The organism is Nitrospirota bacterium (assembly GCA_016235245.1).
In the GTDB taxonomy this organism is placed as follows: Bacteria; Nitrospirota; Thermodesulfovibrionia; order Thermodesulfovibrionales; family UBA6898; genus UBA6898.
The window spans coordinates 14,564-40,709 of record JACRLO010000012.1; the positions used below are offsets into that span (position 1 = coordinate 14,564).

Annotated in this window: 17 protein-coding genes and 2 pseudogenes; 5 read left to right on the forward strand and 14 right to left on the reverse strand. The window is 47.9% G+C overall.

Annotation, left to right across the window (positions count from 1 at the left end; all coding sequences use genetic code 11):
* Positions 1–18: 18 nt before the first annotated feature.
* Complete coding sequence (locus tag HZB31_06255) at positions 19–1,197, reverse strand: NADP-dependent isocitrate dehydrogenase (GenBank protein ID MBI5847542.1); 1,179 nt, start codon at positions 1,195–1,197, stop codon at positions 19–21.
* 213 nt (positions 1,198–1,410) lie between these two features.
* On the opposite strand from HZB31_06255, the gene HZB31_06260 reads away from it, so the two are divergent.
* Both HZB31_06260 and HZB31_06265 read left to right on the forward strand, forming a co-directional pair.
* Positions 1,411–3,282, forward strand: coding sequence for a DUF4445 domain-containing protein (locus tag HZB31_06260; GenBank protein MBI5847543.1), 1,872 nt, complete (start codon positions 1,411–1,413; stop codon positions 3,280–3,282).
* Between the two features lie 35 nt (positions 3,283–3,317).
* Positions 3,318–4,082 (forward strand): response regulator, encoded by a 765-nt coding sequence (locus HZB31_06265; GenBank protein ID MBI5847544.1) that lies wholly within the window; start codon positions 3,318–3,320, stop codon positions 4,080–4,082.
* Here the strand turns inward: HZB31_06265 and HZB31_06270 are convergent.
* The 8 genes from HZB31_06270 to uvrA form a co-directional block, all read right to left on the reverse strand.
* Complete coding sequence (locus tag HZB31_06270; protein ID MBI5847545.1) at positions 4,079–4,927, reverse strand: pantoate--beta-alanine ligase; 849 nt, start codon at positions 4,925–4,927, stop codon at positions 4,079–4,081. The two genes, HZB31_06265 and HZB31_06270, sit on opposite strands and share 4 nt — an antisense overlap.
* Positions 4,928–4,932: 5 nt before the next feature.
* On the reverse strand, positions 4,933–5,997 hold the full coding sequence (ispG, locus tag HZB31_06275; protein MBI5847546.1) for a flavodoxin-dependent (E)-4-hydroxy-3-methylbut-2-enyl-diphosphate synthase: 1,065 nt from the start codon (positions 5,995–5,997) through the stop codon (positions 4,933–4,935).
* Positions 5,978–7,015 carry an endolytic transglycosylase MltG gene (gene mltG, locus HZB31_06280; protein MBI5847547.1) on the reverse strand — a complete coding sequence of 346 codons (1,038 nt, stop codon included), beginning with the start codon at positions 7,013–7,015 and terminating at the stop codon, positions 5,978–5,980. Before mltG ends, ispG begins: the two co-directional genes overlap by 20 nt.
* Before the next feature lie 134 nt (positions 7,016–7,149).
* On the reverse strand, positions 7,150–8,784 hold the full coding sequence (gene groL / locus HZB31_06285) for a chaperonin GroEL (GenBank protein MBI5847548.1): 1,635 nt from the start codon (positions 8,782–8,784) through the stop codon (positions 7,150–7,152).
* 38 nt (positions 8,785–8,822) lie between these two features.
* Positions 8,823–9,083, reverse strand: a complete 261-nt coding sequence (gene groES, locus HZB31_06290; GenBank protein ID MBI5847549.1) for a co-chaperone GroES — start codon at positions 9,081–9,083, stop codon at positions 8,823–8,825.
* A 171-nt stretch (positions 9,084–9,254) separates the two neighbouring features.
* Entirely contained in the window at positions 9,255–10,169 is a 915-nt protein-coding gene (locus tag HZB31_06295) for a zinc-ribbon domain-containing protein (GenBank protein ID MBI5847550.1), read from the reverse strand.
* The gene (locus HZB31_06300) at positions 10,163–10,834 is read right to left on the reverse strand and encodes a rhomboid family intramembrane serine protease (protein ID MBI5847551.1); all 672 of its coding nucleotides are present in this window, start codon (positions 10,832–10,834) and stop codon (positions 10,163–10,165) included. The genes HZB31_06295 and HZB31_06300 overlap by 7 nt, the downstream gene beginning before the upstream one ends.
* A gap of 93 nt (positions 10,835–10,927) precedes the next feature.
* The gene (uvrA, locus tag HZB31_06305) at positions 10,928–13,651 is read right to left on the reverse strand and encodes an excinuclease ABC subunit UvrA (protein MBI5847552.1); all 2,724 of its coding nucleotides are present in this window, start codon (positions 13,649–13,651) and stop codon (positions 10,928–10,930) included.
* A gap of 270 nt (positions 13,652–13,921) precedes the next feature.
* On the opposite strand from uvrA, the gene HZB31_06310 reads away from it, so the two are divergent.
* Together HZB31_06310 and HZB31_06315 are read left to right on the forward strand one after the other, a co-directional pair.
* Positions 13,922–14,995: an acyltransferase family protein gene (locus tag HZB31_06310; protein MBI5847553.1), complete on the forward strand. Its 1,074-nt coding sequence runs from the start codon at positions 13,922–13,924 to the stop codon at positions 14,993–14,995.
* A 494-nt stretch (positions 14,996–15,489) separates the two neighbouring features.
* Complete coding sequence (locus tag HZB31_06315) at positions 15,490–16,974, forward strand: hypothetical protein (protein ID MBI5847554.1); 1,485 nt, start codon at positions 15,490–15,492, stop codon at positions 16,972–16,974.
* On the opposite strand, the gene HZB31_06320 is transcribed toward HZB31_06315, so the two are convergent.
* The 5 genes and pseudogenes from HZB31_06320 to HZB31_06340 all read right to left on the reverse strand — a co-directional run bounded on the left by HZB31_06320 (position 16,971) and on the right by HZB31_06340 (position 21,482).
* On the reverse strand, positions 16,971–17,684 hold the full coding sequence (locus HZB31_06320) for a glycosyltransferase family 2 protein (protein ID MBI5847555.1): 714 nt from the start codon (positions 17,682–17,684) through the stop codon (positions 16,971–16,973). The two genes, HZB31_06315 and HZB31_06320, sit on opposite strands and share 4 nt — an antisense overlap.
* Before the next feature lie 5 nt (positions 17,685–17,689).
* Positions 17,690–18,364: a methyltransferase domain-containing protein gene (locus HZB31_06325; protein ID MBI5847556.1), complete on the reverse strand. Its 675-nt coding sequence runs from the start codon at positions 18,362–18,364 to the stop codon at positions 17,690–17,692.
* 206 nt (positions 18,365–18,570) lie between these two features.
* On the reverse strand, positions 18,571–19,044 hold the full coding sequence (locus tag HZB31_06330; protein MBI5847557.1) for a prepilin-type N-terminal cleavage/methylation domain-containing protein: 474 nt from the start codon (positions 19,042–19,044) through the stop codon (positions 18,571–18,573).
* A gap of 21 nt (positions 19,045–19,065) precedes the next feature.
* On the reverse strand, positions 19,066–20,862 hold the full coding sequence (locus HZB31_06335) for a tetratricopeptide repeat protein (protein ID MBI5847558.1): 1,797 nt from the start codon (positions 20,860–20,862) through the stop codon (positions 19,066–19,068).
* A gap of 521 nt (positions 20,863–21,383) precedes the next feature.
* Positions 21,384–21,482: pseudogene (locus HZB31_06340) on the reverse strand (type II secretion system protein).
* Between the two features lie 330 nt (positions 21,483–21,812).
* Here HZB31_06340 and HZB31_06345 point away from each other — a divergent pair.
* A pseudogene (locus HZB31_06345) lies at positions 21,813–26,110 on the forward strand (CoA protein activase).
* Positions 26,111–26,146: the final 36 nt, after the last annotated feature.

The window sequence follows — 26,146 nt, forward strand, 5'->3', positions numbered from 1 at the left end:
CCCAACCAGTCAGGTATCCTATGCTTTCAGTTGCAGTTTCAGGCGCTCCACCACTGCATCAATAAACTCTTCAGTCTTCGCATACGTTGTAACCTTCGGCTCGGCAATAAGCATAAGGTCCTTGGTCATAATGCCGTTTTCGATGGTCGCAATGACCGCCTCTTCAACGGTCCGTGCATAGTTCACCACCTCAGGGGTATTATCGAGCTCTCCTCTTTTTGCAATCGCGCCTGTCCAGGCAAAGATGGATGCAACCGAGTTCGTTGATGTCGGGTTCCCCTTTAAGTGTTCATAATAATGGCGCATGACCGTGCCGTGCGCTGCCTCAAACTCGAACTTGCCGTCAGGTGAAACAAGAACTGATGTCATGAGGCCAAGGCTGCCAAAACCGGATGCAACCAGATCGGACATAACATCGCCGTCATAGTTCATGCAGGCCCAGAGCATACCGCCCTCTGATTTCATGATCTGGGCAACCGCATCATCAATGAGCATATACCGATAAGCGACCCCGGCCTTCTGCAGAGCATCCTTTGCCTTTTCTACCTCTTCAGCAAAGACATCCCGGAAAAAGCCGTGATACTGTTTTGAAATGGTATCCTTTGCGCCAAACCAGAGGTCCACCTTCTCGCTCAGGGCATACTGGATGCAGGCCTTTGCAAAGCTCCTGATCGAAGGTTCGGTGTTATGGGTGCCCATGATTACGCCGGCGCCTTTAAAATCATGGATTGTGAGGACCTTCTTTTCCCCTCCGCCTGCAGGCGTAAAGACCAGTTCTGCTTTGCCCGGACCGTCAACAACGATCTCGGTGCTTTTATAGATATCGCCGTACGCATGACGTCCGATAATGATCGGTTTTTTCCATGACCGCACCATGGGGGGGATGTTCTTCACAATAATCGGCTTTCTGATGACCGTGCCGTCGAGCATGGAACGGATCGTGCCGTTGGGACTTTTCCACATCTGCTTGAGATTGTATTCCTTTACCCTCGCAGCATTGGGCGTAATCGTGGCGCATTTGACGCCTACGCCGAATTCCTTGATCGCATTGGCTGCATCTATGGTCACCTGATCGTCGGTGTCATCCCTGTGTTTCATGCCAAGGTCATAGTATTTCAGGTCAATATCAAGGAACGGGGATATGAGCTTGTCCTTGATGAACTGCCAGATGATCCTCGTCATTTCATCGCCGTCCATTTCGACAATCGGGTTCTTTACAGTTATTTTTGTAGCCAAGGCAGCCTCCTGAAAGTAGTGTAAGGGTAATTTATAGGCTCTCCCATGGAGATGTCAACCGGCCTTAAATCCATGCCGCAATCAGCTCCGCACGTCACTGCGGACAACGGACAAAGGAGACGCTCCCTGAGATTTCTTGATTTTCATTCTTGCCAACCAATACAATGAAAGACCATGGAAATAAAAATACTCAACGGCAGAACTCTTACTGCGGAGCCTGGCAAAAGCGTGTACCAGACGCTGAGAGACAACGGTGTCTATCTTGTCGCATCCTGCGGAGGCAAAGGTGTTTGCGGCAAATGCCGCGTGAAGGTCCTCGATGGTAAATACCGGACTGAGTCGGCAACAAAACTGAAGAAAAAAGAGATCGGGGACAAGGTTGTACTGGCATGCACGACCTTTCCTGAAGAAGACATCCATATTGAGATTCCTGAAGATTCGAAGCTCGTTATCGGCGATAAAATTGCGGTCTCCAAGTCGAAAAGCTTTCTCGATTTCCTCAAGTTGGAGGAGCCGACGCTGACACCTCCTGTCAGAAAAATCATGCTTGCGCTCATGCCGCCTTCCATTGAGGACAATATCAGCGACCTGGAACGGGTTAAGAGATCCCTGATCGAGCACGGTATTGAGGAAATGCGTTTTTCTCATGGTTTTGTGCAGACCATGGCAAAGGCCCTGAGGCAGCATAACTGGACTGCACATCTTACGTACACCGAAAATTTTGAGGCTATATCGCTCGTCTCGCCCGAGCGGGTCAAGCACTACGGCATTGCTGTTGATATCGGCACAACGACCGTTGTCGTCTATCTCGTTGACTGCACTGACGGCACGCTCCTGGATACCGGCGTGACCTACAATTCACAGATGCGTCATGGCGATGATGTCATCACACGAATTGTCCATGCAACAGAAGGCGGAGCCCTGCAGGAATTGAGAAATGCAGTGGTCAACGACATTAACGGTCTGCTTAATCCGATGATGGAGCGTAATCATATAAGCCGCGACGATATCGACTCTGCCGTAATCTCCGGCAATACCACAATGGTGCAGCTCTTCTGGGGACTCGACCCCTCTTCGATCCGGGAGGAACCCTACATCCCAACCGTAAATGCTTATCCGGCCTGGCGTGCAGGCACGGCAAAGCTCCTGATCAACCACCAGGCTCCGGTCTATACCATACCCTGCGTCGGCAGCTATGTAGGCGGCGATATCACTTCAGGCCTGCTTGCATCGAAGATGCACAGAAGCGCCGAAGTGGCGCTCTTTATGGACATCGGCACGAATGGCGAGATCGTAGTGGGCAACAACGAATGGCTCATTACCGCTGCCACTTCAGCCGGCCCCTGCTTTGAAGGCAGCGGTATCAGGCATGGCATGCGTGCAACCGAGGGGGCCATCGAGTCGGTTAAGATCAATTCCGCTACCTTTGACGTTGAGCTGGGAGTGATCGGCAATGCGCAGCCTGCAGGCATATGCGGCTCCGGCATGATCGATGCGATATCGGAATTCTTTTTTGCCGGTATCATTGACCAGAAAGGCAAGTTCATGCGGGATTTGAATACAGACAGGATCAGGATCGAAGAAGAAGGTCCGGAGTTTGTTCTGCATCACGGCGAGACAAAGGATATCGTGCTTACCGAAGTGGATATTGAGAATATCCTGCGTGCAAAAGCAGCGATCTATGCCGGCATGTCCGTACTCCTTAAGGAGGTCGGTCTTTCTCTTGATATGGTAGAGCGGATCTACATTGCAGGAGGGTTCGGCAACTACCTTAATGTGGAAAAGGCGATCATGATCGGGATGCTCCCTGATATGCCGAAGGAAAAGTTCTCCTTTATCGGCAACACCTCCATTGCAGGCGCATATCTCTGCCTTCTGTCCGGAAAGATGCGACAGGAGGCAGATGAGATTGCAAAGAAGATGACCTATATCGAGCTTTCCGTTTCTCATGGATTCATGGATGAGTATATGTCAGCACTTTTCCTACCCCATACCAACATTGACCTTTTCCCAACGGTCAGAGAGATGTATAATAGGAGTGCCTGACCTCTCGATCAGGCCACAGGAGAAGACATCACACAATGAACCAGCTTGATGCCAATGCCATACTCTTTGCAAATGATAACCCGTCGCTCCTCATGTATGTCGGCATCCTGGTCAAGCGGCTTGGGTACAAGGTCTATCTGGCCCTTGACGGACTGGAAGCGGTCAGGGTAGCCAAGGAGCGAAAACCGACCATTATAGTCCTTGACTATGCCCTTCCCGGCATCAATGGCGTTTCATGCCTTAACCTGATGCGCAATGATGCCTTCCTGCGGGATGTCCCTGTCCTTATGCTCGGTTCGGAAGAGGATAACCTTTCGAAATCAGAGATCGAAAAGATGCATATCCAGGGATATCTCAAGAAACCGCTCAACGTGACCGATTTTTACCTCGCCATACAAAAATGCCTTAATCATTCCATCAAACGAAGACATATCAGGGCGCCGCTCAACATAAGCGTAAGCATCAACTGCAAAGGGCGGCAAAGGGATCTCCCGGCATCAAACCTTTCCGTTGAGGGCATCTTTCTGAAGACTGCTGAACCCTATCCTGCGGGGACAGAAATGGATCTTGTCCTGACCGTTGATGACGAAGACCCTATCGAATTAAAGGGCATGGTCGTCTCTGCACACAAGATCTCTGCTGATGTGCAGCCGGAAGCCGGAATGGGAATCAGGTTTATGGATATTCCCGAAGATGTCCGGTACCGGATTCACTATGTTGTCATGAAGGAATTGACCAGAGACATCAGTGTCAGTGATACAGGCGAGACCTGGCTGGACGAAGCGCTGAATACTGACTAGACCGTAACGAGCATATTGTCGATAAGCCGCGTTCCGGCAAACCGCACTGCTCCGGCAAGCAGCACCTCTCCCCGAAGTTCTTCCAGCTCCTCAAGCGTATCAGGATGATACGCCGAGACATAATCAATACTCGTAATCCGTGCTTCTTTTGCAAGCTGTGATTGCATGGTTTGCCGTATCGTTACCCCTGATCGTATCCCTGATCGCATTGCATCCGCTGCTTCGTTGAGGCAGCGGAAAAGGACTGTTGCCGCAATCCTCTCTTCACTCCCCAGGTAAGCATTGCGTGAACTCAGTGCCAGGCCGTCCTCTTCCCTGATCGTGGGACAGACAACAACTTCGACGTCAAGATTCAGGTCCTTTGCCATTTTTCTGATGATCACGGTCTGCTGAAAGTCCTTCTGGCCAAAATAAGCCCGTGTCGGTCTGACGATAGCAAAGAGCTTTGCTACGACAGTTGCAACGCCATTGAAATGGCCCGGCCTGAAATGGCCGCACATCTTTTCAGAAAGACCCTTCACTTCGATCTCTGTCGAAAATCCTGCCGGGTACATAAGCGTATCGTCAGGGAGAAAGAGGATATCAACAGCCTCCTCCCTAAGCCTTTCGATATCAGCTTCAATCGGTCTTGGATATTTGGTGAAGTCCTCTGCAGGACCAAACTGGGTCGGGTTCACATAGATGCTCACAGCGGTTATGTTATTTTCTTCTCTGGACATCCTGATAAGGCTCAGGTGTCCCTCATGGAGCGCTCCCATGGTCGGTACAAAACCTATGGTCCTGCTGCGGAGAAGGTGTCCCCGCGATGTGTCCTGCATGATCCTCGGAATCCTGATAATCTCCATCCCGCTTATTTCGCTCCTTTTTCAATCTCGCTCATCAATGCGCGGAGAAGATCTTTTTCCCTGACGGTTTTTACAACCTTGCCCTTCCGAAACAGTATACCCATGCCTTTTCCTCCGGCTATGCCGATATCAGCCTCGCGTGCCTCTCCCGGGCCGTTAACAACACAGCCCATGACCGCAACGGTCACCTGTTTTTCCATGTCCTTGAGCCCGGTCTCCACCCTGGAGGCAAGACCCCTGATATCTATCTGGCATCGGCCGCAGGTAGGGCAGGAAATGATTGTTGCGCCTTTCTGCCTGAGGCTGAGCGACTTGAGTATCTCATAGGCAACACGCACCTCCTGTACAGGATCGGCTGACAGCGAAACCCTCATCGTATCGCCAATACCCTCGGAAAGGAGAATACCAAGCCCCACAGAACTCTTGATAATACCGGTAAAGGAAGGGCCAGCTTCTGATATCCCTATATGGAGCGGATAGTTGAACTTTTTTGCAAAGAGACGGTATGCATCAACTGTTGTCGGGACATTAGAGGCCTTAAGCGACACCTTTATATCCCTGAAGTCCAGGCTTTCAAGGAGAGTAATATGTTCTGCTGCGCTTTGTACCAAGGCCTCGGGAGTAGGATGCCCATATTTTTTCAGCAGCTCTTTTTCGAGGGAACCTGCGTTTACGCCGATGCGTATCGGGATGCCCTTATCCTTACAGGCCGTAACCACCTGGGCCACTTTCCAGCGTGCACCTATATTCCCCGGGTTGATCCGCAGACCTTCGATCCCCTGACTGATCGCCTCCAGTGCAAGCCTCCAGTCAAAGTGAATATCTGCTATCAGGGGGATCGGTATCGCCTTTCTGATCTTCCCTAAGGCCTGAGCAGCCTCCATGTCCGGGACTGCCACTCTGATGATCTCACATCCTGCCTTTGCAAGCCTCCGTATCTGCCGCGCTGTTGTAGCGGCATCTCGTGTATCTGTCTTTGACATGGACTGTACGGATATGGTGCTCCCTCCACCTACCGGGACATTCCCTACGTGGAGTTTTCTTGTCCTGTTACGATGGGCCGTTGCCATTACTGCCTTCCTTTGCGTTATTCATTTTTTCCTGTTTCATCAGGCGGTAGCGCTTTACCGCCTCTGCATGCTGCGCAGCAGTCTCAGTGAACCGATGTGAGCGGTCATCCTGCGCAACAAAATATATGTAGGGCACAGCCGCCGGATAGAGTGCTGCCATGATCGATTTAATGCTCGCAGAGGCAATAGGCCCAGGGGGAAGCCCCTTATTAACATACGTATTATAGGCAGTCTGGCGCTTGAGATCTGTTAGGGTTATCCTTTCCTTCGAGCTTTTAACGCCATAGATAGCCGTAGGGTCTGCCTGAAGAAGCATCTTTTTTCTGAGTCTGTTATGGTACACAGCCGAGATCAGTTGCCGCTCGCTGTCAACAACAGCCTCCTTCTCAATAATCGATGCAAGGGTCAGGATCTGATTTTCGGTCATGCCAAGCTCCTGCGTACGGGCCTTCACCTTATCGGTAAGCTTTTCACGCATTTTAGAGATCATGATGTCGAGGGCCTCTTCAGCCCCCATGCCCTTCGGTATGAAATAGGTATCCGGGTAGATATATCCTTCAATACTCGGGGCCTTTATATCATAGGTTGCAAGAAGATCACGGTCTTGCGCCAATTCCATGAATGCCTCGGAAGATATGATCCCTGTCTTTGCAAAAGCGGATGAAATCTCAAGCAGGGAATCTCCTTCGAGTATCTTCACCTCATTCTCTATAATCTTGCCCTTGCGGAGGAACTTCAAGATCTCAAGGGGATTCATGCCGGTCCAGAGGGAATAAAACCCGGCCCTGATACGTTTGTCAACGCCGGTCAGTCTGCCGGCAACAAGAATAATCCTTTTATCCCTGATCAGGTTCTGACTGCGGAGTATTTCAACAGCCTGTCTGAAGGTAGATCCCTTTGGGATCTGAATTTCCAGGTTCTTATTGCCGGTCTGGACGGGCAGAAAAAGCTCTATCCCGGCATAGAGCAAAAAAAGCAGAAGCGTTGCGAAAAACATGGGAAAAATGTTCTTTTTCATCCAGAATTAGGATGCCAGAAAAGACCGGCAAAGTAAAGGTATACACTCTGGAGTGTTTACCCTCTGGAGGATATAAAAAAAGGCGGGGCAACTGCCCCGCCTTTCAGATATTAGGGTAAGATAATAAACGGTAATTAGTACATACCGCCCATGCCGCCGCCAGGAGGCATTGCAGGCATCTCAGGCTTCTCCTCAGGCAGATCACTGATCATAACCGAGGTGGTAAGCATAAGAGATGCAACTGATGCTGCGTTCTGAAGCGCACACCTCGTGACCTTTGTCGGGTCAACAATTCCGGCCTTCAGCATATCAACATATTCTTCTGAACCTGCATCAAAGCCGTAATTTGCATCCTTTGAGCTCTTGACCTTCTCCACAATAACAGACGGCTCAAGCTCAGTATTATTGATGATCTGGCGGATAGGCTCCTCAAGCGCCCTCTTGATAATGTCAACACCCACCTGCTGATCATGGTTTGAAACCTTGATGCCTTTCAGTGCGCTGACGCAACGAAGCAGTGCAACGCCGCCGCCAGGGACCATGCCCTCTTCAACAGCCGCTCGGGTGGCATGAAGCGCGTCCTCGACTCTTGCCTTCTTTTCCTTCATCTCGGTCTCAGTGGCTGCGCCGACATTGATGACAGCAACGCCTCCAACGATCTTTGCAAGCCTCTCCTGCAGTTTTTCCCTGTCATAATCTGAGGTGGTCTCATCGATCTGTGCCTTGATCTGCTTTACCCTGCCCTCGATCTTCTTGGGATCACCTGCGCCCTCGATAATGGTGGTATTTTCCTTGTCAACCGTAATCTTCTTTGCCCTGCCGAGATCTGTCAGCTTAATGGTCTCAAGCTTGATACCGAGGTCCTCGGAAATAACGGTCCCGCCGGTAAGGATAGCGAGGTCCTCAAGCATTGCCTTTCTCCTGTCGCCAAATCCTGGAGCCTTGACAGCGCATATCTGGATGGTGCCCCTGAGTTTATTCACAACAAGGGTAGCAAGGGCTTCGCCCTCGACCTCTTCAGCGATAATCATGAGCGGCTTGCCCATTTTAGCGGTCTGTTCTAGGATCGGAAGCAGGTCCTTCATGGAAGAGATCTTCTTCTCATTGATTAAAATGAATGCATCGTCAAGGTTGCATTCCATCCTCTCCGGATCGGTCACGAAATAAGGTGAGCTGTATCCCCTGTCAAACTGCATGCCTTCAACAACATCGAGGGATGTTGTCATGCTCTTTGCCTCTTCAACCGTGATAACGCCGTCCTTGCCGACCTTATCCATGGCGTCTGCGATCAGTTCGCCGATGGTGGAGTCATTGTTCGCTGAAATAGTGCCGACCTGTGCGATCTCTTTCTTGTCCTGTACCGGCCTGCTGATCTTCTTGAGTTCCCCTACGATAGATTCCACAGCCGTCTCGATACCCCTCTTGATATCCATGGGGTTTGAGCCTGCAACAACGTGCTTGATGCCGCCACTGTAGATTGCGTATGCAAGGACCGTCGCGGTGGTTGTGCCGTCGCCGGCAACATCTGAGGTCTTGCTGGCTACCTCGCGGACAAGCTGTGCTCCCATATTCTCGAAAGGATCCTTGAGCTCGATCTCTTTTGCGACCGTAACACCGTCCTTGGTGATGGTCGGTGCGCCGTATTTCTTGTCAATCACAACGTTTTTGCCCTTCGGGCCAAGCGTTGCCTTTACTGCATCCGTAAGCTGAGTGACGCCCTTCAGCATCGATCTCCTTGCTGCCTCGTCAAAAAGAAGCTGTTTTGCCATATGTCATTTCCTCCTGAATAATTGTGTTTGGATTTTTATTACTCTACGATGCCGAGTATGTCTTCTTCTTTTACGATCAGATAGTCAGTCCCGTCAATATTTACCTTGGAGCCTGAATACTTGTCAAAAAGGATGATATTGCCGACCTTCAGTTCCTTGACTTCTGAACCGATGGCCTCAACTTTTCCCTTCTGGGGCTTTTCTTTGGCAGAATCAGGGATATAGATCCCGCCTGCTGTTTTTTCTCCTTCTTCAGAGTAGGATACAAATACCCTTTCCTTCAATGGCTTAAATTTCATAAGCATTTCTCCTTTCTTCAATAATAGATTTTTTGGTTATTAGCACTCAATGCCGGTGAGTGCTAATATAACTGGATTTAATTGATTATAGCAAGGGCAATTGCAGGATGATAAATCAGAAAAATACGCTTTTTCTCTTATTTTCTCTCAATAACTTCTTTTATTAATAGATTACTGCGAAAGTGATTTTTTCTTTGCAACCAGAAAATTATCGATAGCTTCCCGGTAAAAATCGGCCTTTTTTCTCGTCTCCTGAGGTATCCTGCTCTCATAGAGCTTAAAACCTTCTTTTACCTCCGCACCAAAAACCGCGTAAAAATCACCGCGCCTGACAGCCTCGTCAACCTTGGCAGAATTGTAAAGATAGATGTCATTAATTATCGTACGTGAAAGCCTTCGCGCCTTTTCTACCGTCTCATCAGTTTTTTCATCTGCTGGCTGCCCTGGGGCTGGCGCAACCTGCTTCTCTCTGATAGTCGCCTCAGCATCCCTTTCTGCCGGCCTCTGCTGAGGCGCTTGCGGAACTTCCGGGTTGGGCTGTACTGCAGGTTTTTCAGGCTCAGATGGGACTCCGCTCTTTATCCGGTTGATCGACTCGATCAGGCGGACAGATAGATCATGCTCCTCGATGTAATCATCAGCTCCATAGAGAGACACCGGTTCTCTTCTGTATTTTGTCTTGTCATATATCGAAGGGACAAGAATCAGCTTCATCCCCTTTGTTTCAGGCCGTGACTTCAGCTTCTTGCAGACCTCAAACCCGTAAATCTTCGGAAGCGCAACCTCAATAATGCAGAATGCCGGCAACTCTTTTAAAGCCCTCACCATAGCATCTATCCCGTCTGCAGACGTAATAACCGTATACCCTTCCCCTGCAAGCAGATGCTTGATATTCTCAACAACCGACGCGCTGGAATGGGCAAGAAGGATTTTCTTATCATCTAAAGATTTCTTTTCCTGGGCAGCCGGCTTTTTGATAACGAGAACCGTGCTGCACTTAGGGCACTTGAACCTCGAGCCCTGGGGAGAAAGCTTTGTCTCGTCTACCTTCAGCCTTGTCTTGCATTTTGGGCATACAACTACCACGTGTTGAACCTCCTTGGCTGCCACAGTTTAATGGTGATAAGGCCGGCAAGAAATCCGCCTGCATGTGCGAGCCAGGCAATGCCTCCCTGTCCCGGCATTCCCTGCGCTATCAAGCCATTTATCAGTTGTATAATAGCCCAAAACCCTATAACTATCAAGGCGGGAATCTGCACTGACTGGATAAAAAAGCCAAGGAAGATAATCGTATGCACCCTCGCCATCGGAAAGAGAAGGATGTAGGCTCCAAGCACGCCCGAAACCGCTCCACTTGCCCCAATCATCGGCACCTCAGAACTGGCTGCAGTCAGCGCATATGACAGGGCAGCTGCAATCCCGCAAAAAAGATAGAACAGAACGAACCTGAAGTGGCCGAGCCTGTCCTCGATATTATTGCCGAAGATCCAAAGATAGAGCATATTCCCAAAGATATGGAAGACTCCGCCATGCATAAACATGGAGGTAAAAATGGTAAGAAGGGGATGTATGGGCTGGGTGGATTCAAGCGAAACGATATTGTGCGGAATCGCGCCATAGGCATAGACAATGTGCTTGCCGTCTGCGCCTGACAAGAGCTGCAGCAGAAAGACGAGGATATTCAGCCCAATTATGCCGATGGTGACAAAGGGAAACGTATTCGTGGGGTTGTCGTCTTTATAAGGAAACATTCAGGCAAATCCTGCGGGCGAAGATACCCTGCGCCAAAATAAAGCTATTCATGGCATATTCTGCGTCTCCCTGACACTACTGTCCATGACAGATCACGCATAGCGTTTCAAATAGGCTCCTGTGTAGGAATTCTTATTTTTCATGAGCTCATCCGGCGTGCCTTCAAACACAAGCGTGCCGCCCTGATCGCCGCCTTCAGGGCCAATGTCCACTACCCAGTCAGAAGCCCTGATAACATCGAGATTATGCTCAATCACAACAACGGTGTTGCCTGCCTCTACAAGTCTGTTCAGAATATAGAGCAGGGCCTTAACATCATCAAAGTGAAGTCCGACTGTCGGTTCATCAAGGACATACAGATATCCCCCCTTCGCGGTCGTGCCCATCTCTGAACAGATCTTTAATCTCTGAGCCTCTCCCCCTGAGAGCGTGGTAGCAGGCTGTCCGAGCCGGAGATACCCAAGCCCTGTTTCGATAAGTAACGAAAGCTTTGTTTTTATAGGGGGATAGTCAATAAAGAGCTCAAGCGCCTCCTCCACGGTAAGGTTCAGAATATCGTAGATGTTCTTTCCCCTGAATGTTACGCGAAGCGCCTCCGGCCTATACCGCTTGCCGGAGCATTTCTCGCAGGTAATATAAAGGTCCTCGAAAAAAAACATCTCCATAAGCTGATAGCCGCCGCCCTTGCACGTTTCGCACCTTCCGCCTTCAACGTTAAAGGAAAAGAATCCTGGCTCATATCCATGCGCCTTTGCTTCTTTTTGCTGGGCAAATAGCTTTCTGATATGGTCAAAGACCTTGAGATAGGTTGCGGGGTTTGAACGCGGACTCTTTCCGATCGGCGACTGATCAATAAGCTTCACCCCTTTCAGATGCTCTTGGCCCTTAAGTCCATGATACGGAAGCGGCTGCTCATTACCCACCTTGAAATGGCGGGCAATACCCCGGTACAGGGTCTCCACAACAAGACTGCTCTTGCCTGATCCGGAAACGCCGGTAATTGCAATCAGTCTTTTCAGCGGGATATTCAGGTCCAGACCCTTGAGATTATTGCCGCTGGCACCCGAAAGCAGCAACTCGTCTCCTGAGAAGAACCTTCTCTTTGACGGAAGCTGGACCTTCTCCTCTCCCCGAAGATATCTCGCCGTAAGCGTATCGGCCTTGCGAAAATCCTGCAATGTGCCTGAGAAGACGACATTGCCACCCTTGTGCCCTCCGCCGGGGCCAAGCTCAATAATCCATTCAGCAGCCTCGATAATACTTCTGTCATGCTCAACAACGATAACCGTGTTTCCCAGTTCTGCAAGCTGCTTTAATATTTCGGCAATCCTGTCCGTGTCTCTTGCATGCAGACCGATAGTAGGCTCATCCAGCACATAGAGCGTCCCGGTAAGGACTGACGCAAGCTGATTCGAAAGATTGATCCGCTGATATTCACCGCCAGAGAGGGTCTTTCCATAGCGGTTTAGCGTGAGATATCCAAGCCCCACCTTTTCGAGATAGCCGATCTTCATCGCTATCTGCCGCAGCAGCTCCTTTGCCGTCTCCCTCCTGAAGGGAGACAGTTCGATAGAAGCGAAAAATGCTGCAAGCATATTGATCGGCATGGCTGAAAGTTCGGCGATATCGAGGCCGGCAACTTTATAGGCAAGGATCTCTTTTTTTAATCTCCTGCCTCCACAGGCATGACAGGTGTTTGACCGCCGGTATCGGGAGAGGAAGACCCGCACATGGAGCTTGTACCTCCAGCCTTCGAGCTCTTCAAAAAAATCATCAATGCCTGAGAAGCCTTTTGTTCCTTTAAAAAGAATGGTCTTTTCTTCAGGTGTGAGATCCGAATAGGGTTTGTTAAGGTCAAGGCCGGCCTTTTTACCCTTTCCAATAAGCTGCTTTTTCCACCATTTTGCGGCAGGCTTGTTCCAGGGGTCCACCGCCCCCTCTGCGAGGGAAAGGCTCCGGTCAGGGACAATGAGATCCTCGTCATACTGGAGCGTGTCACCAAAGCCTTTGCAGACAGGGCATGCCCCAATTGGATGGTTAAATGAAAAGAGCAGCGGCGACGGCTCAGGCAAAACAATACCGCAGTCCTCGCATGCATGCTCTGATGAAAAGGCAAGAAACTCTGAGGTATGCAGGTCTGCAGCGAGTTTGACCCGCATGCTGCCCTTACCCTCTCTCCATGCAGTTTCTATGGAATCGGAAAGTCTCGGTTCGTCCTTAATGATGAGCCTGTCAAGCACCATGGTGAGATTGCCGTCAATCTGCAGGTCAGATCCAGGTTCTGCCAGCTCTCCGTCTTTCCATGCCCTGGTGAAACCCTTTCTCTTCATCTCCTGAGGCGGCTCTTTCGTATCAAAGAGGATGAAGGCCTTCTGGCCTGAATATTTTCCTGCAAGCTCTGCGGCTATCTGCGACGGATCCCATTTTCGTATTTCCCTGCCGCACTTTGGGCAAAAGGGAGTTGCGACCTTTGCGTAGAGAACCCTGAAGAAATCATACAATTCGGTAAGTGTACCCACGGTTGAGCGCGAACCGCGAATGGAGTTCTTCTGCTCAAGCGCTATGGCAGGTCGTATGTTTAAAATTGCGTCGACATCAGGCCTGTCGAGCTTTTCGAGGAAGAGCCGCGCATAGGAAGACAGGGATTCTATAAACCGCCACTGACCTTCGGCAAAGATCGTATCAAACGCAAGCGAAGACTTGCCCGAGCCGGAGACCCCGGTCACTGCAATGACCTTGTTATGGGGGATACGGAGGGTTATGTCTCTGAGATTGTTCTGTCTTGCGCCTTCAATGATCAGTTCCTGAGTAGACATCCTGTTATTTTAGCATAGGGGTTAAAAGAGGGCAGCTCCATTACAAACAAATCCGATGAAAAGATTTGGCCCGACAAGGTCGCAAATTGCTCTGAACATCTTTTTTATTCTACGTTAACCTCTTATAATAAGCAGACCTGCTGATTGCTTGATCTGAACAGATCACCTTTTGATGAATTACAGGCAGGAATCACCCTCCCTGATTTATGAGACACATAGAGAAATATAGGCCGCCTGTGTCAAAATATCCACGATTAACACAAGCAGATTATGCAAAGAGATAAGACCATAGATGTGGCCAGGGGAATAGCGATAGTGCTGCTTGTATTTGGGCATAATTGGATCGTATTGCATCGTCCGAATGAGATCTATCGCATAATTTTCTCATTCAACTTGCCTTTATTTTTCTTCCTTTCCGGCGTCTATCTCAGAAGGAGCAAAACCCTAAGGTTAATGGTTGCTTCAAAATTAGATACCCTTCTGAAACCTTATTTTGTAGTGCTGATCAGTTTTTTTGCATTAAAAACATTGGCCGGCTTCGAGTTCAATATCAAGTCACTGGCCGGCATATTCTATGGAACAGGCAATACGATAGCCTGGCAGGAGTGGCAATGGATGCCGATGTGGTTCCTGCCGCACTTGTTCGTTGTCTTTATTTTCTCCTTTGTATTTATGGGACTGATCGGGAGGCACCGCATATCATTGTGGGGCAAACTATCATTTATTGTGTTATTGCTGATTACAGGCATCACGACTATCAATTGGTTCTGGCCAGTCAGGATAGCGCCATCAGGGATCTTCTCGTTTCTGTCCGGAAAAGAACTTCAACTCCCGGGTCTGCCCTTCAGTCTCGATCTCATATTGATTACTTCGGCCTTTTTTTGTGCCGGGCATGCGCTGTCAAGACACGTTAGAACAATTGAAATAAACCTATCCGGGCTATCCCTCGCCATGGCAATATTCGCAGGCTGTCATATACTTTTTAATGAAACCATGGACCTGAATGCAAGGACCTATGGAAATGCCTCTATTTCAACGTTGCAGGCAGTAACTGGGATTTATATCAGTCTTTCCCTCTCGAACATACTGACGGCATTCAACTATCTCGGGGACGGCCTGGCTTTTATCGGTTCAGGAACTTTGTTCATACTCATTTTTCATACTTTTTTTCAGTGGAATGCAACCAGTTTTTTTAGCAGTATCGTAGGGCTGAATATGTATGCAAGTTCCGCCATCGGCTTTATTGTCGGGATTATCGGGCCATTGTTCCTCCTGGAAATCGCCCGAAGAAACAGCACCCTCTCAGCAATGTTACTGCCCAAAAAGCTGGCTGGACATGGGTAAAAGACGATGACTAATCACCTGCTTAACAAATCTATCCGCAGTACTGGAGAGTGCAGCCTTGCTCGCTTGCCAATTACCTATACAAGGTGGAATTGATGAAATCCCAGGATTCAACGCTGGAACAAAATCTCAGAAGACTATTAACGGTCCTATTTTTTATTCTCATATTCCTGTCTTTTATAAAACCTGTTCAGGACCCTGATACGCCCTGGCACCTAAAAACAGGCGAATATATTTTATTGAACAAGACTATTCCGACATCAGATCCTTTTTCTTTTGCTGACGATGCACTGCCTTTTATAGGGAAATTTATCCTTACCCAGTACTGGCTGTCTCAGATTTTTTTCTTTCTGATTTATAACTATGCCGGGCCGTTCGGCCTTGCGCTTATGAGCGCAACCATACTGACATCCCTTACCGCCCTGCTGAGGCATCTCATAAAAGATAAAGGTTACTATCTATCGTTTCTGATAACAGGGGTATTCGTTTATTTTATGGGGGAGTTCCAGGGAGTCAGACCACAGCTCTTCACTTTCTTGTTTTCCGGAATTGTGATATTTCTCTTCGAAAAATATAGAGAAAAGAGGAATCTGAGCTTTTTATTCCCCCTGATTTTCCTGATGCCTTTATGGTCAAATCTTCACGGAGGGTTTATTTACGGAGTCGTTTTGATCGTTATCTATACAATTTCTGAGGTAATTCATTTTTTTATTGGAAGCAGGCAGGCAGCTACTCTTCCTGACGGGTTATCCAAAAAGCATATTCATCACTTACTGATAGTGATTGCCTGCGCCATCCTGTTTTCGATGGCAAATCCCAATACATACTCCGCTTTTTTCTATGCCTTTACAACCCACTCCAAGGACCTCTTCTCAAGCATATATGAATATTGGTCACCTTTTCAGCTGCTCATGAAACTCGGCCCGACCCCAACCATCTTTGGCATCTTTCTCTTTATTGCGGTCTCTGCTGTCATGATAGTCGTTTTTATCAAACGCCGCGACATCACTCCTCTGTTTTTGCTTGTTTTTTCCCTTGTCCCTGCTCTGGTCAGCATAAGATATTCGTCGCTTTTTTATATTGTTACAATATCCATGTTCCGGCACATTCCTGTCCGATTAAAGCCGGAAATAGCCTCAAGAATGCGGCTTGGCATGCATATTCTTCTGGTTATAGCATCAGCGTCTGTTATGATAATGTATAACCCGTTAAGGGACAAAAATATTTACAAATTTGCAAACAGCCGTATCTATGCAGTCAGTGCATCAAACTTCTTAATAAAAAACAGCATCTCAGGAAATATTTTCGCCTCATATAATAAATCCTCATTTCTGATGTTCAGGCTCTTTCCTGAATCAAGATTATATTCCGACTCCCGCTTCCTCAGCACAGAGCGGATCAGGACAAGCAGTACCATTGAACGAGAATACACTCCTGCAGCGGAATTGTTAGGAACCATCAGCGGGTTGATACCCAAAAACATCGGGACAATTAAGGTTGCAACTAAAGAAGATGCAGGCCCGTCCGGTAATGCCCTTGTTGGGAATATGAGTTGGAAAGACTCACTGAATACCATAAAGGCGGATATCATTGTCCATGAGGCAATATATATGTATTCAGGATATATCTATCCTTTTATTCTTAACTTAATTCAGGACGATTCATGGAAATTAATATATGCAGACGGGAATGTCCTGATATTTGTCAGAGACATAAAGAAATTTGAAGATATTATTATGAAATATAATAAGCCCAAGTCATTGATTTATGATGAAATTATTGCAGAGAGCCGAATAGACACCAACACCCCGGGGTTCTACTCAACAACCGCACTGGCAAGGCTGCTTAAGGGGTCTGCAGATAGAGATACCTATGCTCTGATAGAAAAAGCCCTCGCTCAGGACCCTAAGAACATAGTCGCACAATACTGCGAAACCCTCTATATATTAATGGATCACGCACAAAAAAACACCCGTTAATAAAATATACTCAACCAGCGGTATTTCACTATTGTCCATATCATCGTCATGCCAAGGGAAAATGCCTTGAGCTTACTGCCGGTCACTGATGATTTTCCAACCCGCGGCTTATAATTAACGGGAATCTCGATCACATTGATCCCGTTAAGAATAATGAGTAACATCATTTCCACCCCAAAGTGAGAACTGCCAACCGTAAATTTAGCGACAATTTTATCTAAAGCCTTCTTTTTTATCAGCCTCATTGTGCAGCCGACATCAGTAAGCGTAGTTGTGTTAAAAAGAAATTCCATCATCTTTGCAACTGCCCAGTTTCCCCATCGTAAAAATAGCCCCATATTAGAGCCCTTCCATATAAGCACACTTGTTGTCCTTGTACCTAAGACCGCATCAAAATCCTCCGAATAGGCCAACAGTTTTCTGACATCGTGCCCGCTAAACGTCCCATCAGGCTCACTGATGATAATTATCTCCCCTGATGCTTCCTGAAAACCCCTCCTGATGGCATATCCATACCCCTGTTTTTGTTCAAAGACTTCCCTTGCGGCTGTCATTCCGACTTCCTCAGACGTGCCCGCTGCCGCATTATTATTCACAACCACTATTTCATCCACCACGCCGGAGCCGAAAAAATCCTCAATAGATTGCCGGATTGACCCTTTTTCATTGTACGTGGGCAAAATTACCGATACGGTCTTTCCATGCCACATTGCCTCTATTCCTTCCTCGCAACCACGACATTATGAGCAGCCAGCAGATTAAGTCCCGGCATTGCTTCAACACACTTCTCGATCAGCCTGAAAAAACCCATTAACCATTTTGGTGCAAAATCGGGGATAAATCCTTTTTTATATATCGCCCAACGATACCCCCCGCTCTCAAACGGTCCGGTCATCTCTGTCTGGGGAATCAGACGCTCCTCACCAGTGTCCTGGGGCACCCTCTTCATGATAATCCTCCAGTAGGGGTTCAGTGGGTTGTGGTCCCAAAGAACAATATATCCCCCCTTCTTAACCACGCGTTTCATCTCTTCAATCGTCTGCCTTACCTTCTCTTTTTCAGCCACATGATGGAGCGCAGCCACACAGACAGCCAGATCAAACACCTCGTTGTCAAAAGGCAAGTCGTAAGAGAGCCCTTTGACAGGCTGATACCCGTTGATACCATTTCTCATGGAGAGCATATTTTCTGAGCTGTCCAGACTGACCACGTCAAAACCTCTTTTTATCAGACCCTCTGATATCCTGCCGGTGCCGGAACAGACATCCAGTATCCTGCCGCTCCCCAGAAGGCCGGAAAGAAAGCGCATCCTTTTTCTAAAGTAGTGTTCCTCGACGTGGGCGGGGAGGACCTTATCATAACATTCTGCAACTGAATCGAAATGGTTCATTTTCATTCACCTGACTATTTCAAAAGACCGGCATATTGAACAGATCAGCGAAGATTGCACCAAAAGCAGAAGAGGATTTACCTGAGCAGCACACTCCTGTCATCGCAATGACCGTGTCGTGTAATTGGGGATATGGAGGGGTATATCCCCGCGATTCTTCTGATGCGCTCCCTCTATAAAAAGTTCCTGCGTAACCATCCAATAGTCTAAAAGTTTCTGTTATTATTGCAATCAATCATAAAACTGTCTCCTGCAACTCTTGTCCCGTCTACTCCTGTGGCCGTTGCCCGGAAACATGGGGTTGGGTTTGTGGCCGCACCAGCAAAATTAATATTTATCTCTATTCTATAACTGAAGAGTGCTCCAGTCGCCGGCCGAAAACGGGGCAGCACTGCCTGAATAAGAGGCACATTTGCATCGCGTATCGCCGTCGTTGAACCGGCAGCACCAATACTGCTGGTGGCGGTAGAGCAGACCCCTGCAGCCAAGGGTCGGTAGCAGCCGTTTTCAGCAAAAAACTGCTCTTCCAGCAGCCGCAGGTTTTCAAGATTTGTATAGGCTTCGGTCCTCGATGCACTTTTCTGCTGGCCAATGTAGGCCGGGATGCCAATTGCTGCCAATATGCCAATTATTGCGCAAACAATTAGGAGTTCAATCAGTGTAAGACCCTTTTTATTCATGTTCATCTCCTTACTAATAAATTATTCTGCTGCCATGCTCCTGAATGTATTATACGCCTCTATTGCCTTTTCATCATCGCCTTTTTCTTTATAAAGGAGCGCCAGATTGTAGTAGATATTTCTGCTTCTTTTTATTTTTTGTGCCTTCTCAAATGTTTCTATGGCCTTATCAGGCTGCCCGGCGCGTGCATATAACAGTCCGAGATTGAAGTACGAGGCGGTAACCGTGGGGTACAATCTGACAGCATCGCCATAGAACGTGCCTGCCTTTTCGCTTTCTCCAAGTTTTTCGTACGTTTTCCCGAGCTTGTTCAACAGGCTTAACCTCACCTTGGCAGTATAATCAATACGCAGCGATTCATGATAAAAGTTCGCTGCCAGATTATAATCCTTTTTCTGATAATAAATATCTCCGAGATGCAGAAAAACCTCTGGGTAAAGCAGACCGAGCGACATTGATTTTTCGAAAAGTTCGATTGCTTTACCAAAATCCCCTCTTTTTTTATAGACAATGCCCAGACCGGCATATCCCCTTGGATTGGAGGGCGATTTCGCGATCACATCCTTCCATACATGCTCATCAGAGGCCCATGCCACGTTTCTCTGATAGGTAAAGAACGACAGAGTCATAATCAGGAGCACAATAGCGGCTGGCTTAATTTTTTTCTGAGAGACCATCCAGTCAAACATCGCGGTAGCTGCAAGAAAAAAACCTATGGAGGGAAGATAGAGCCTGTGTTCGACAATAACCTCTTTTATCGGAATAACGGTTGATTCAATCGAAAGTGTCAGGAAGAACCAGATTATGCCAAACGATGCCAGTCTGTATTTCTTAAATAGCACCAGTGCGGATAAAAATAGCAGGATAAGAAAAGAAAAGGAGATTATCACGTCTGCGGAGAAAAATGTTCTGGAAACAGCATAGTCATAGTCGAGATGCTGCCTGATTGGAAGCACGAGAAGCCTTAGATACGTCATTATGACCCTGAACTGGGTATAGAGGTACTCTGACCTCGTAAAAGGGATCCGATCATCTTTTGTCACAGCATCAAAAATCTCGATCAGCTCAGAAGCTGACTTTGTGGGGACAAAGTTAAGTGTGCTTAGGGGAATTATCAGAATGGTCAGGAGCAGCGGCGCAAGATACAGGATTCGTTTTTTCATCCCGTCCCTGTTATCAAAAAAATACGCTTCAGAGAGTGCAAGCGCAACAGGAAGGGTGAAGGCTATCTCCTTTGTCTTCATAGCGCAGACGGTAAAAAACAGAGCTAATACATAATAATAGAGGTGTTTTTGAGCCAAAATCTTGGCCGAGTTAAGAAGCTCAAGACGTGCTTTAAGATAAAAGATGAGCGCAAGCAGATAAAACAAGGTTGCAAAAGAGGTATACCTCTGAACGATATAGCTTACTGCCTGGGTCTGGATCGGATGAGCAACAAAAATGAAGGCTGTTGAAAAAGCGATAAATTGAGATGATACCCGGGTAGCGGACAGGGCAGGCGTCAAAAATATCAGGTTTATAAAATAATAGACCAGTAATGCATTCATTACGTGTATCAGCACATTGGTAACATGGTATCCAAAAGGGATAAGCCCTGCAACTGCATAGTTCAAGGCAAAGCTCAGATTTCCAAGATACCGCGTTTCTGAAAAGCCGGCAAGAGCTTTTCCGAGACTCTTAACAGCAGGGTTATACGTAATGGATACATGATCGTCAAAGACAAATTCACCATTGAGGCTGTTGGAATAGATCACTGTGCCAAGCAGACAGAGTCCAACAAGGGCCAAGAGAGAAAATCCCGATTTAGCGCTGTCCATAAGCGTTAATCCTTGTACTTATGTTTTGGCTGCAAAAAAAACCGGGAAAGCAGAGTATGCTTTCCCGGCGTAACCGATAACGACGCGACAATTTAGTCGGAAGTTATTGACTTGAAATGTATTTCTGTGCCGCCACCATCAAGTGCGGTAAGCTGAATAGCACTTGTAGGAGATGTTTGAGTGCACTGTATGCGACCGTTTTCACCTGCGCCGCCAGGGGTGGTAACGCGGACCGTATTGGCGATCCAGAGATTATTATTGCTGTTCCAAGGCGACTTCAGAGCTTTGGCATTCATTGCATCACGGTAGGTATTACATACACCAGCAGCACTTGAAGCCAATTGCTCGTTTCTAAGGTCTGTTCCGGGTTCTATGGCACCATTGCCATCAGTATCATTTTCTGTCAGTAATGCCTGTGCGCCACCCTTCAATGATGAATTAAGCCATCCCTGAAGCTCAGGCTCGGATGCTGATGCATTCCTGACAACAGCTCCCTTCTTGGACCTTTCCTGCATACCGAGATAGCCCGGTATTGCGATTGCCGCGAGAATACCGATGATCGCGACAACGATCAGGAGCTCGATAAGGGTAAAGCCTTTTTGATTCTTGAGATTGTTCATTCCCTGATACATGATGCTTCCTCCTTCTGTTAACGATTAATAATTATGTGACAAAATGTCACAGCCTGAAACCTGAATCATCTGCTACCTTAACGCTATACAAGATGCAACTGCCATGCCAATTTCCTGATATATAACCTGTTGTTCTCTCAGAGAAAAAACTATATCAATGATCAGAACCAGAGTCAAGTGACATTTTACGTCACTTGATATCGCTGTTTTGTCATTTAATAAATGACCCGCTAAATTTAATCTGAATCAGCAGGAGAATGATAGAATCAGTCATAACCCCCTATGGTATAATGCAACAAAAAACCCTTAGAATTTATGATATATATCGGGCTGGATGCAGGTTCTGTAGCGAGTAAGATCATTGTCCTTGATGAGAGGGGCAATATTGTCCTCAGCATCTATCAGCGTCATAAGGGAAGGCCGCTTCCTGTTTCGCTTCAGCTCCTCAAGAAGGCTGTTGATCAATTTTCAGGTAAAAAGACCTCTCTTTCCCTTACCGGTTCTGCCGGAAGATTAATCGGGACCATACTCGGCATTCCGCCGGTCAACGAAGTGGTTGCCCATGCCTATGCAACGCGGAAACTCTATCCCCGGATCAGAACGATCATCGAACTTGGAGGTGAGGACTCAAAACTTATCTTTCTCGATGAGTATTCCTCTTCAGCAAAGGACTTTGCGATGAACTCGGTCTGTGCAGCAGGCACCGGCTCATTCCTTGACCAGCAGGCAGAACGGCTCAACCTCTGAAACCGCCCAGAATTGCGGGAAGATGCAGTGTCTTTGCGAAATCTGACATGATCCATCTCCAGCAGATCGCAACCCCGGTCAAAGACATTGCAGCCGGCCTCTGTTTTGCCGTTGCCCGCAACTTCAAAGGCTCAATCGCAAAGGGCCGGACCCTTGAGCCGCCCATTTCTTTCCAGGGTGGCGTTGCAGCAAATAAAGGAATGGTAAGGGCCTTCGGAGAGATCTTCAACATTGATAACTTATTCATTCCTGAGGAATTCGCGCTGATGGGCGCCATTGGGGCCGCATGGAAAGATATGGACTCAGCCAGGTTTCATACCTTTGACCTGGCTTTGATAGAAGATTTCATAAATGCCGATACGCCACAGGAAAAAGGATATTCACCCCTAATTGCAGTGGGCGGGGACTTCACGAAAAGACACCTTTCTTCAGAGATTGGTGCTTGGGGATCAGGGATCAGTAAAATGGAAAACACTATTATTACCAAACCCCAGACCCCAGACCCCAACTCCTCAACTAAGGCCTATCTCGGAGTTGATATCGGATCTATCAGCACAAATCTGGCAGTAATCGATGAAAAATGCAATGTAGTAGCCAAACGTTACCTCATGACAGCGGGCAGGCCTATTGAAGCGGTGAAACAGGGGCTTGAAGAGATACGCAGGGAGATCGGAAACAGAATAGCCATATCAGGGGTAGGAACCACCGGCTCTGGCAGGTACATGATTGCCGATTATATCGGTGCCGATATCATTAAAAATGAGATTACCGCCCAGGCAACGGCAGCAGCCTTTATTGACAGGGATGTTGACACCATCTTTGAGATAGGAGGTCAGGACTCGAAATATATATCGCTGAAAAATGGGGTAATTGTCGATTTCGAGATGAATAAGGCTTGCGCTGCAGGAACAGGCTCGTTCATAGAGGAACAGGCAGAGAAGCTGAATATCTCGGTTAAGGGAGAATTTCAGGAGATCGCTTTCTGCGCAAAGAATCCCTGCAGACTCGGTGAGCGCTGCACCGTCTTTATGGAAAACTCGCTTATGGCCAACCTCCAGAAGGGTTTGCCGAAAGAAGATCTGCTTTCGGGTCTTGCGTATTCAATCGTTCAAAACTACATCAACCGTGTTGTCTGTAAGCGTCCCATTGGAGACAGGATCTTTTTTCAGGGCGGGGTCGCCTTTAATAAGGCAGTAGTTGCCGCCTTCGAAAATTATCTTGGTAAAAAGGTCATTGTGCCTGAACATCATGACGTTACCGGTGCCATCGGTATGGCACTGATCGCAAGGGAACATATGAGAAGTCAGAGGCCAGAAGTCAGAAGTCAGGAACAGGACAAAATATTGTACTCATCCAGTCCCCAACCCCCAATTCCCGAAACCAGCTTTAAAGGCTTTGAAGCTTCACAGCGTCCATACGAAATTACTTCCTTTGAATGCAAGGGCTGTTCAAACATCTGCGAGATCAACCGCATTAACGTGCAGGGGGTAAAGGCTCATCTCTATTACGGCGGCAGATGCGAAAAATATGATGCAAGAAAAAAAACCGACAACTCTGATCTGCCTGACCTTTTCGCATTCAGGGATGAGATGCTCTGGCGGGCGCATCTGAAATACAGCACAGCTTATGGGGCAAAGAGTAACGAGCAGAAGAAAGACAGAATTTCGACAGCAACGCCCCACCGCCGATTACCCGTAAAGATCGGTATTCCCTTTATTTTCTATTTCCATGATCTTCTGCCCTATTGGACAACCCTCTTCTGGGAACTCGGTTTCGAGGTTGTAGTTTCCCCCGGGACCAAAAGGAGCATTATTGACCTTGGCAATGAGACCATTCTTGCAGAGACCTGTTTCCCTGTCAAGGCTGCTCACGGCCATATTGCTCATCTGATACAGGAGCGGGTTGATGCTGTTGTCATTCCGAGTTTTATCGATCTGAATGCTGAACCTGATCGGGCAAACGCAGGCCTTGCCTGTCCTTATACCCAAACCATACCCTACCTGGCAAAAACCGCCTTCCCTGATACAACCTTTATCATGCCTGCGGTCAGATTGTCCAGGGGAAGAAACAACCTTAAACAGGAACTCCTGCGAAGCCTGAGGCAGTTCAATATCTCTTCTTCCAAACTGTCTTCGGCCATGGCTGCCGCAGACAAGATGCAGGAATTCTTTGTTCAAACGATTAAAGATAAGGGAAGAGAAGTCCTCGCCGGCCTGAACGAAAAAGCCGTTGTTATCGTCGGCAGGGCATAAAATTCCTTTGACAAGGGCATGAATCTTGATATCCCGAAAAAGATCGGCAATCTCGGCGTACAGACCATTCCGATGGATTTTCTGCCCCTTGAACAACAGGAGATACATAAAGAATGGCCCACTATGTATTGGCGAGCGGGGCAGCGGATTCTCAGCGCAGCCCGGATCATAGCCGTAACCCCTCTCCTTGATGCAATCTATATCGGCAACTTTTCCTGTGGCCCTGACTCTTTTATTTTGAAGTTTTTTGAAGAAGAGATGGCAGGGAAATCCTTTCTTCACCTTGAACTTGATGCGCACAGCGCTGATGCAGGGGCTGTAACGCGGTGTGAAGCTTTTCTCGACAGTATCCGGAACCGTGATTCAGCAGTCATGCCTAAAAAGCGCATAAACCACATTCAGAAGATATCGCCATCTCACATGAGACACGACGCCTCCAGAACTGTCTATATCCCCCATATGTCTGACCATGCCTTTGCGATCGCAGCAGCCTTCTCCTATTGCGGGACAACCGCGGAAGTGCTCCCAGAGTCATCTCAGGAGTCTGTTGATCTTGGCAGGAGATTCGTATCAGGCAAGGAATGTTATCCCTGCGCCGTAACTACAGGGGATATGGTAAAGAAAGCCCTTGAGCCAGGCTTCGATCCGGCAAGATCAGCTTTCTTTATGCCGTCGGGAACAGGCCCGTGCAGGTTCGGTCAGTATAACGTCTTCCAAAGGATGGTGATCCGCGATCTTGGCATGGAAGATCTCCCGGTCATTTCACCAAACCAGAATGAACATTTCTATAAACACCTTGGCCTCGTCGGACAAGGGTATGCAATGAGGATCTGGGAGGGAGTAGTTGCGATAAGCCTTCTCAGGAAATGCCTTCTTGAGACAAGGCCTTATGAAAAGGAAAAGGGAGTAACTGACAATATCTATCAGCAGAATCTGCTGCGACTATGCGGAACACTGAGCGCAAGAACAGGGAATGTTGAGGAAGCGCTTAAAATGGCGCGACAGGAATTTGAGGGCTTATCCGTACAAAAAGAGGAAAGACCCCTCATCGGCATCGTGGGTGAGATATTTGTCCGCTCAAACAGGTTCTCCAATGAAATGCTTGTCAGGAAAATCGAAGCGCTCGGCGCAGAAGCCTATCTCACCCCTGTTGACGAATGGATCAGCTACATTAATCTCATGGGGCTCCGCAAGGTCTTGATTAAAAAAGACCTGTCTGGTATGATTACTCTTCTGTCAAAGAGGTTCTTTCAAAAGAGGGTAGAGCATAGATTGGGAAAGCTTTTTTCAGGCTTTCTGCGCACGTTGCATGAACCTGACACACGTACGATCATGCGAAATGCGCACCCCTATATCCACCCGACCTTTGAGGGCGAGGCCATCCTGAGCATAGGAAAAAGCATTGACCTTGTCAGGAGAGGGGCTTCAGGCATTATCAATGCCATGCCTTTTGGCTGTATGCCGGGCACAATAGTCAATGCACTTCTGCGGGGAGTCAAGAATAACCATAGGATCCCGTGTTTGAGCATTCCCTACGACGGGACAGAGTCCCTGACGACCGAGATACAGCTTGAAGCATTCATTGACCAGGCAAAAGAATTTAGAAATAACCGATAGCACGCAGCATCTGTTTTACCAAGAACCAGGAAAGAA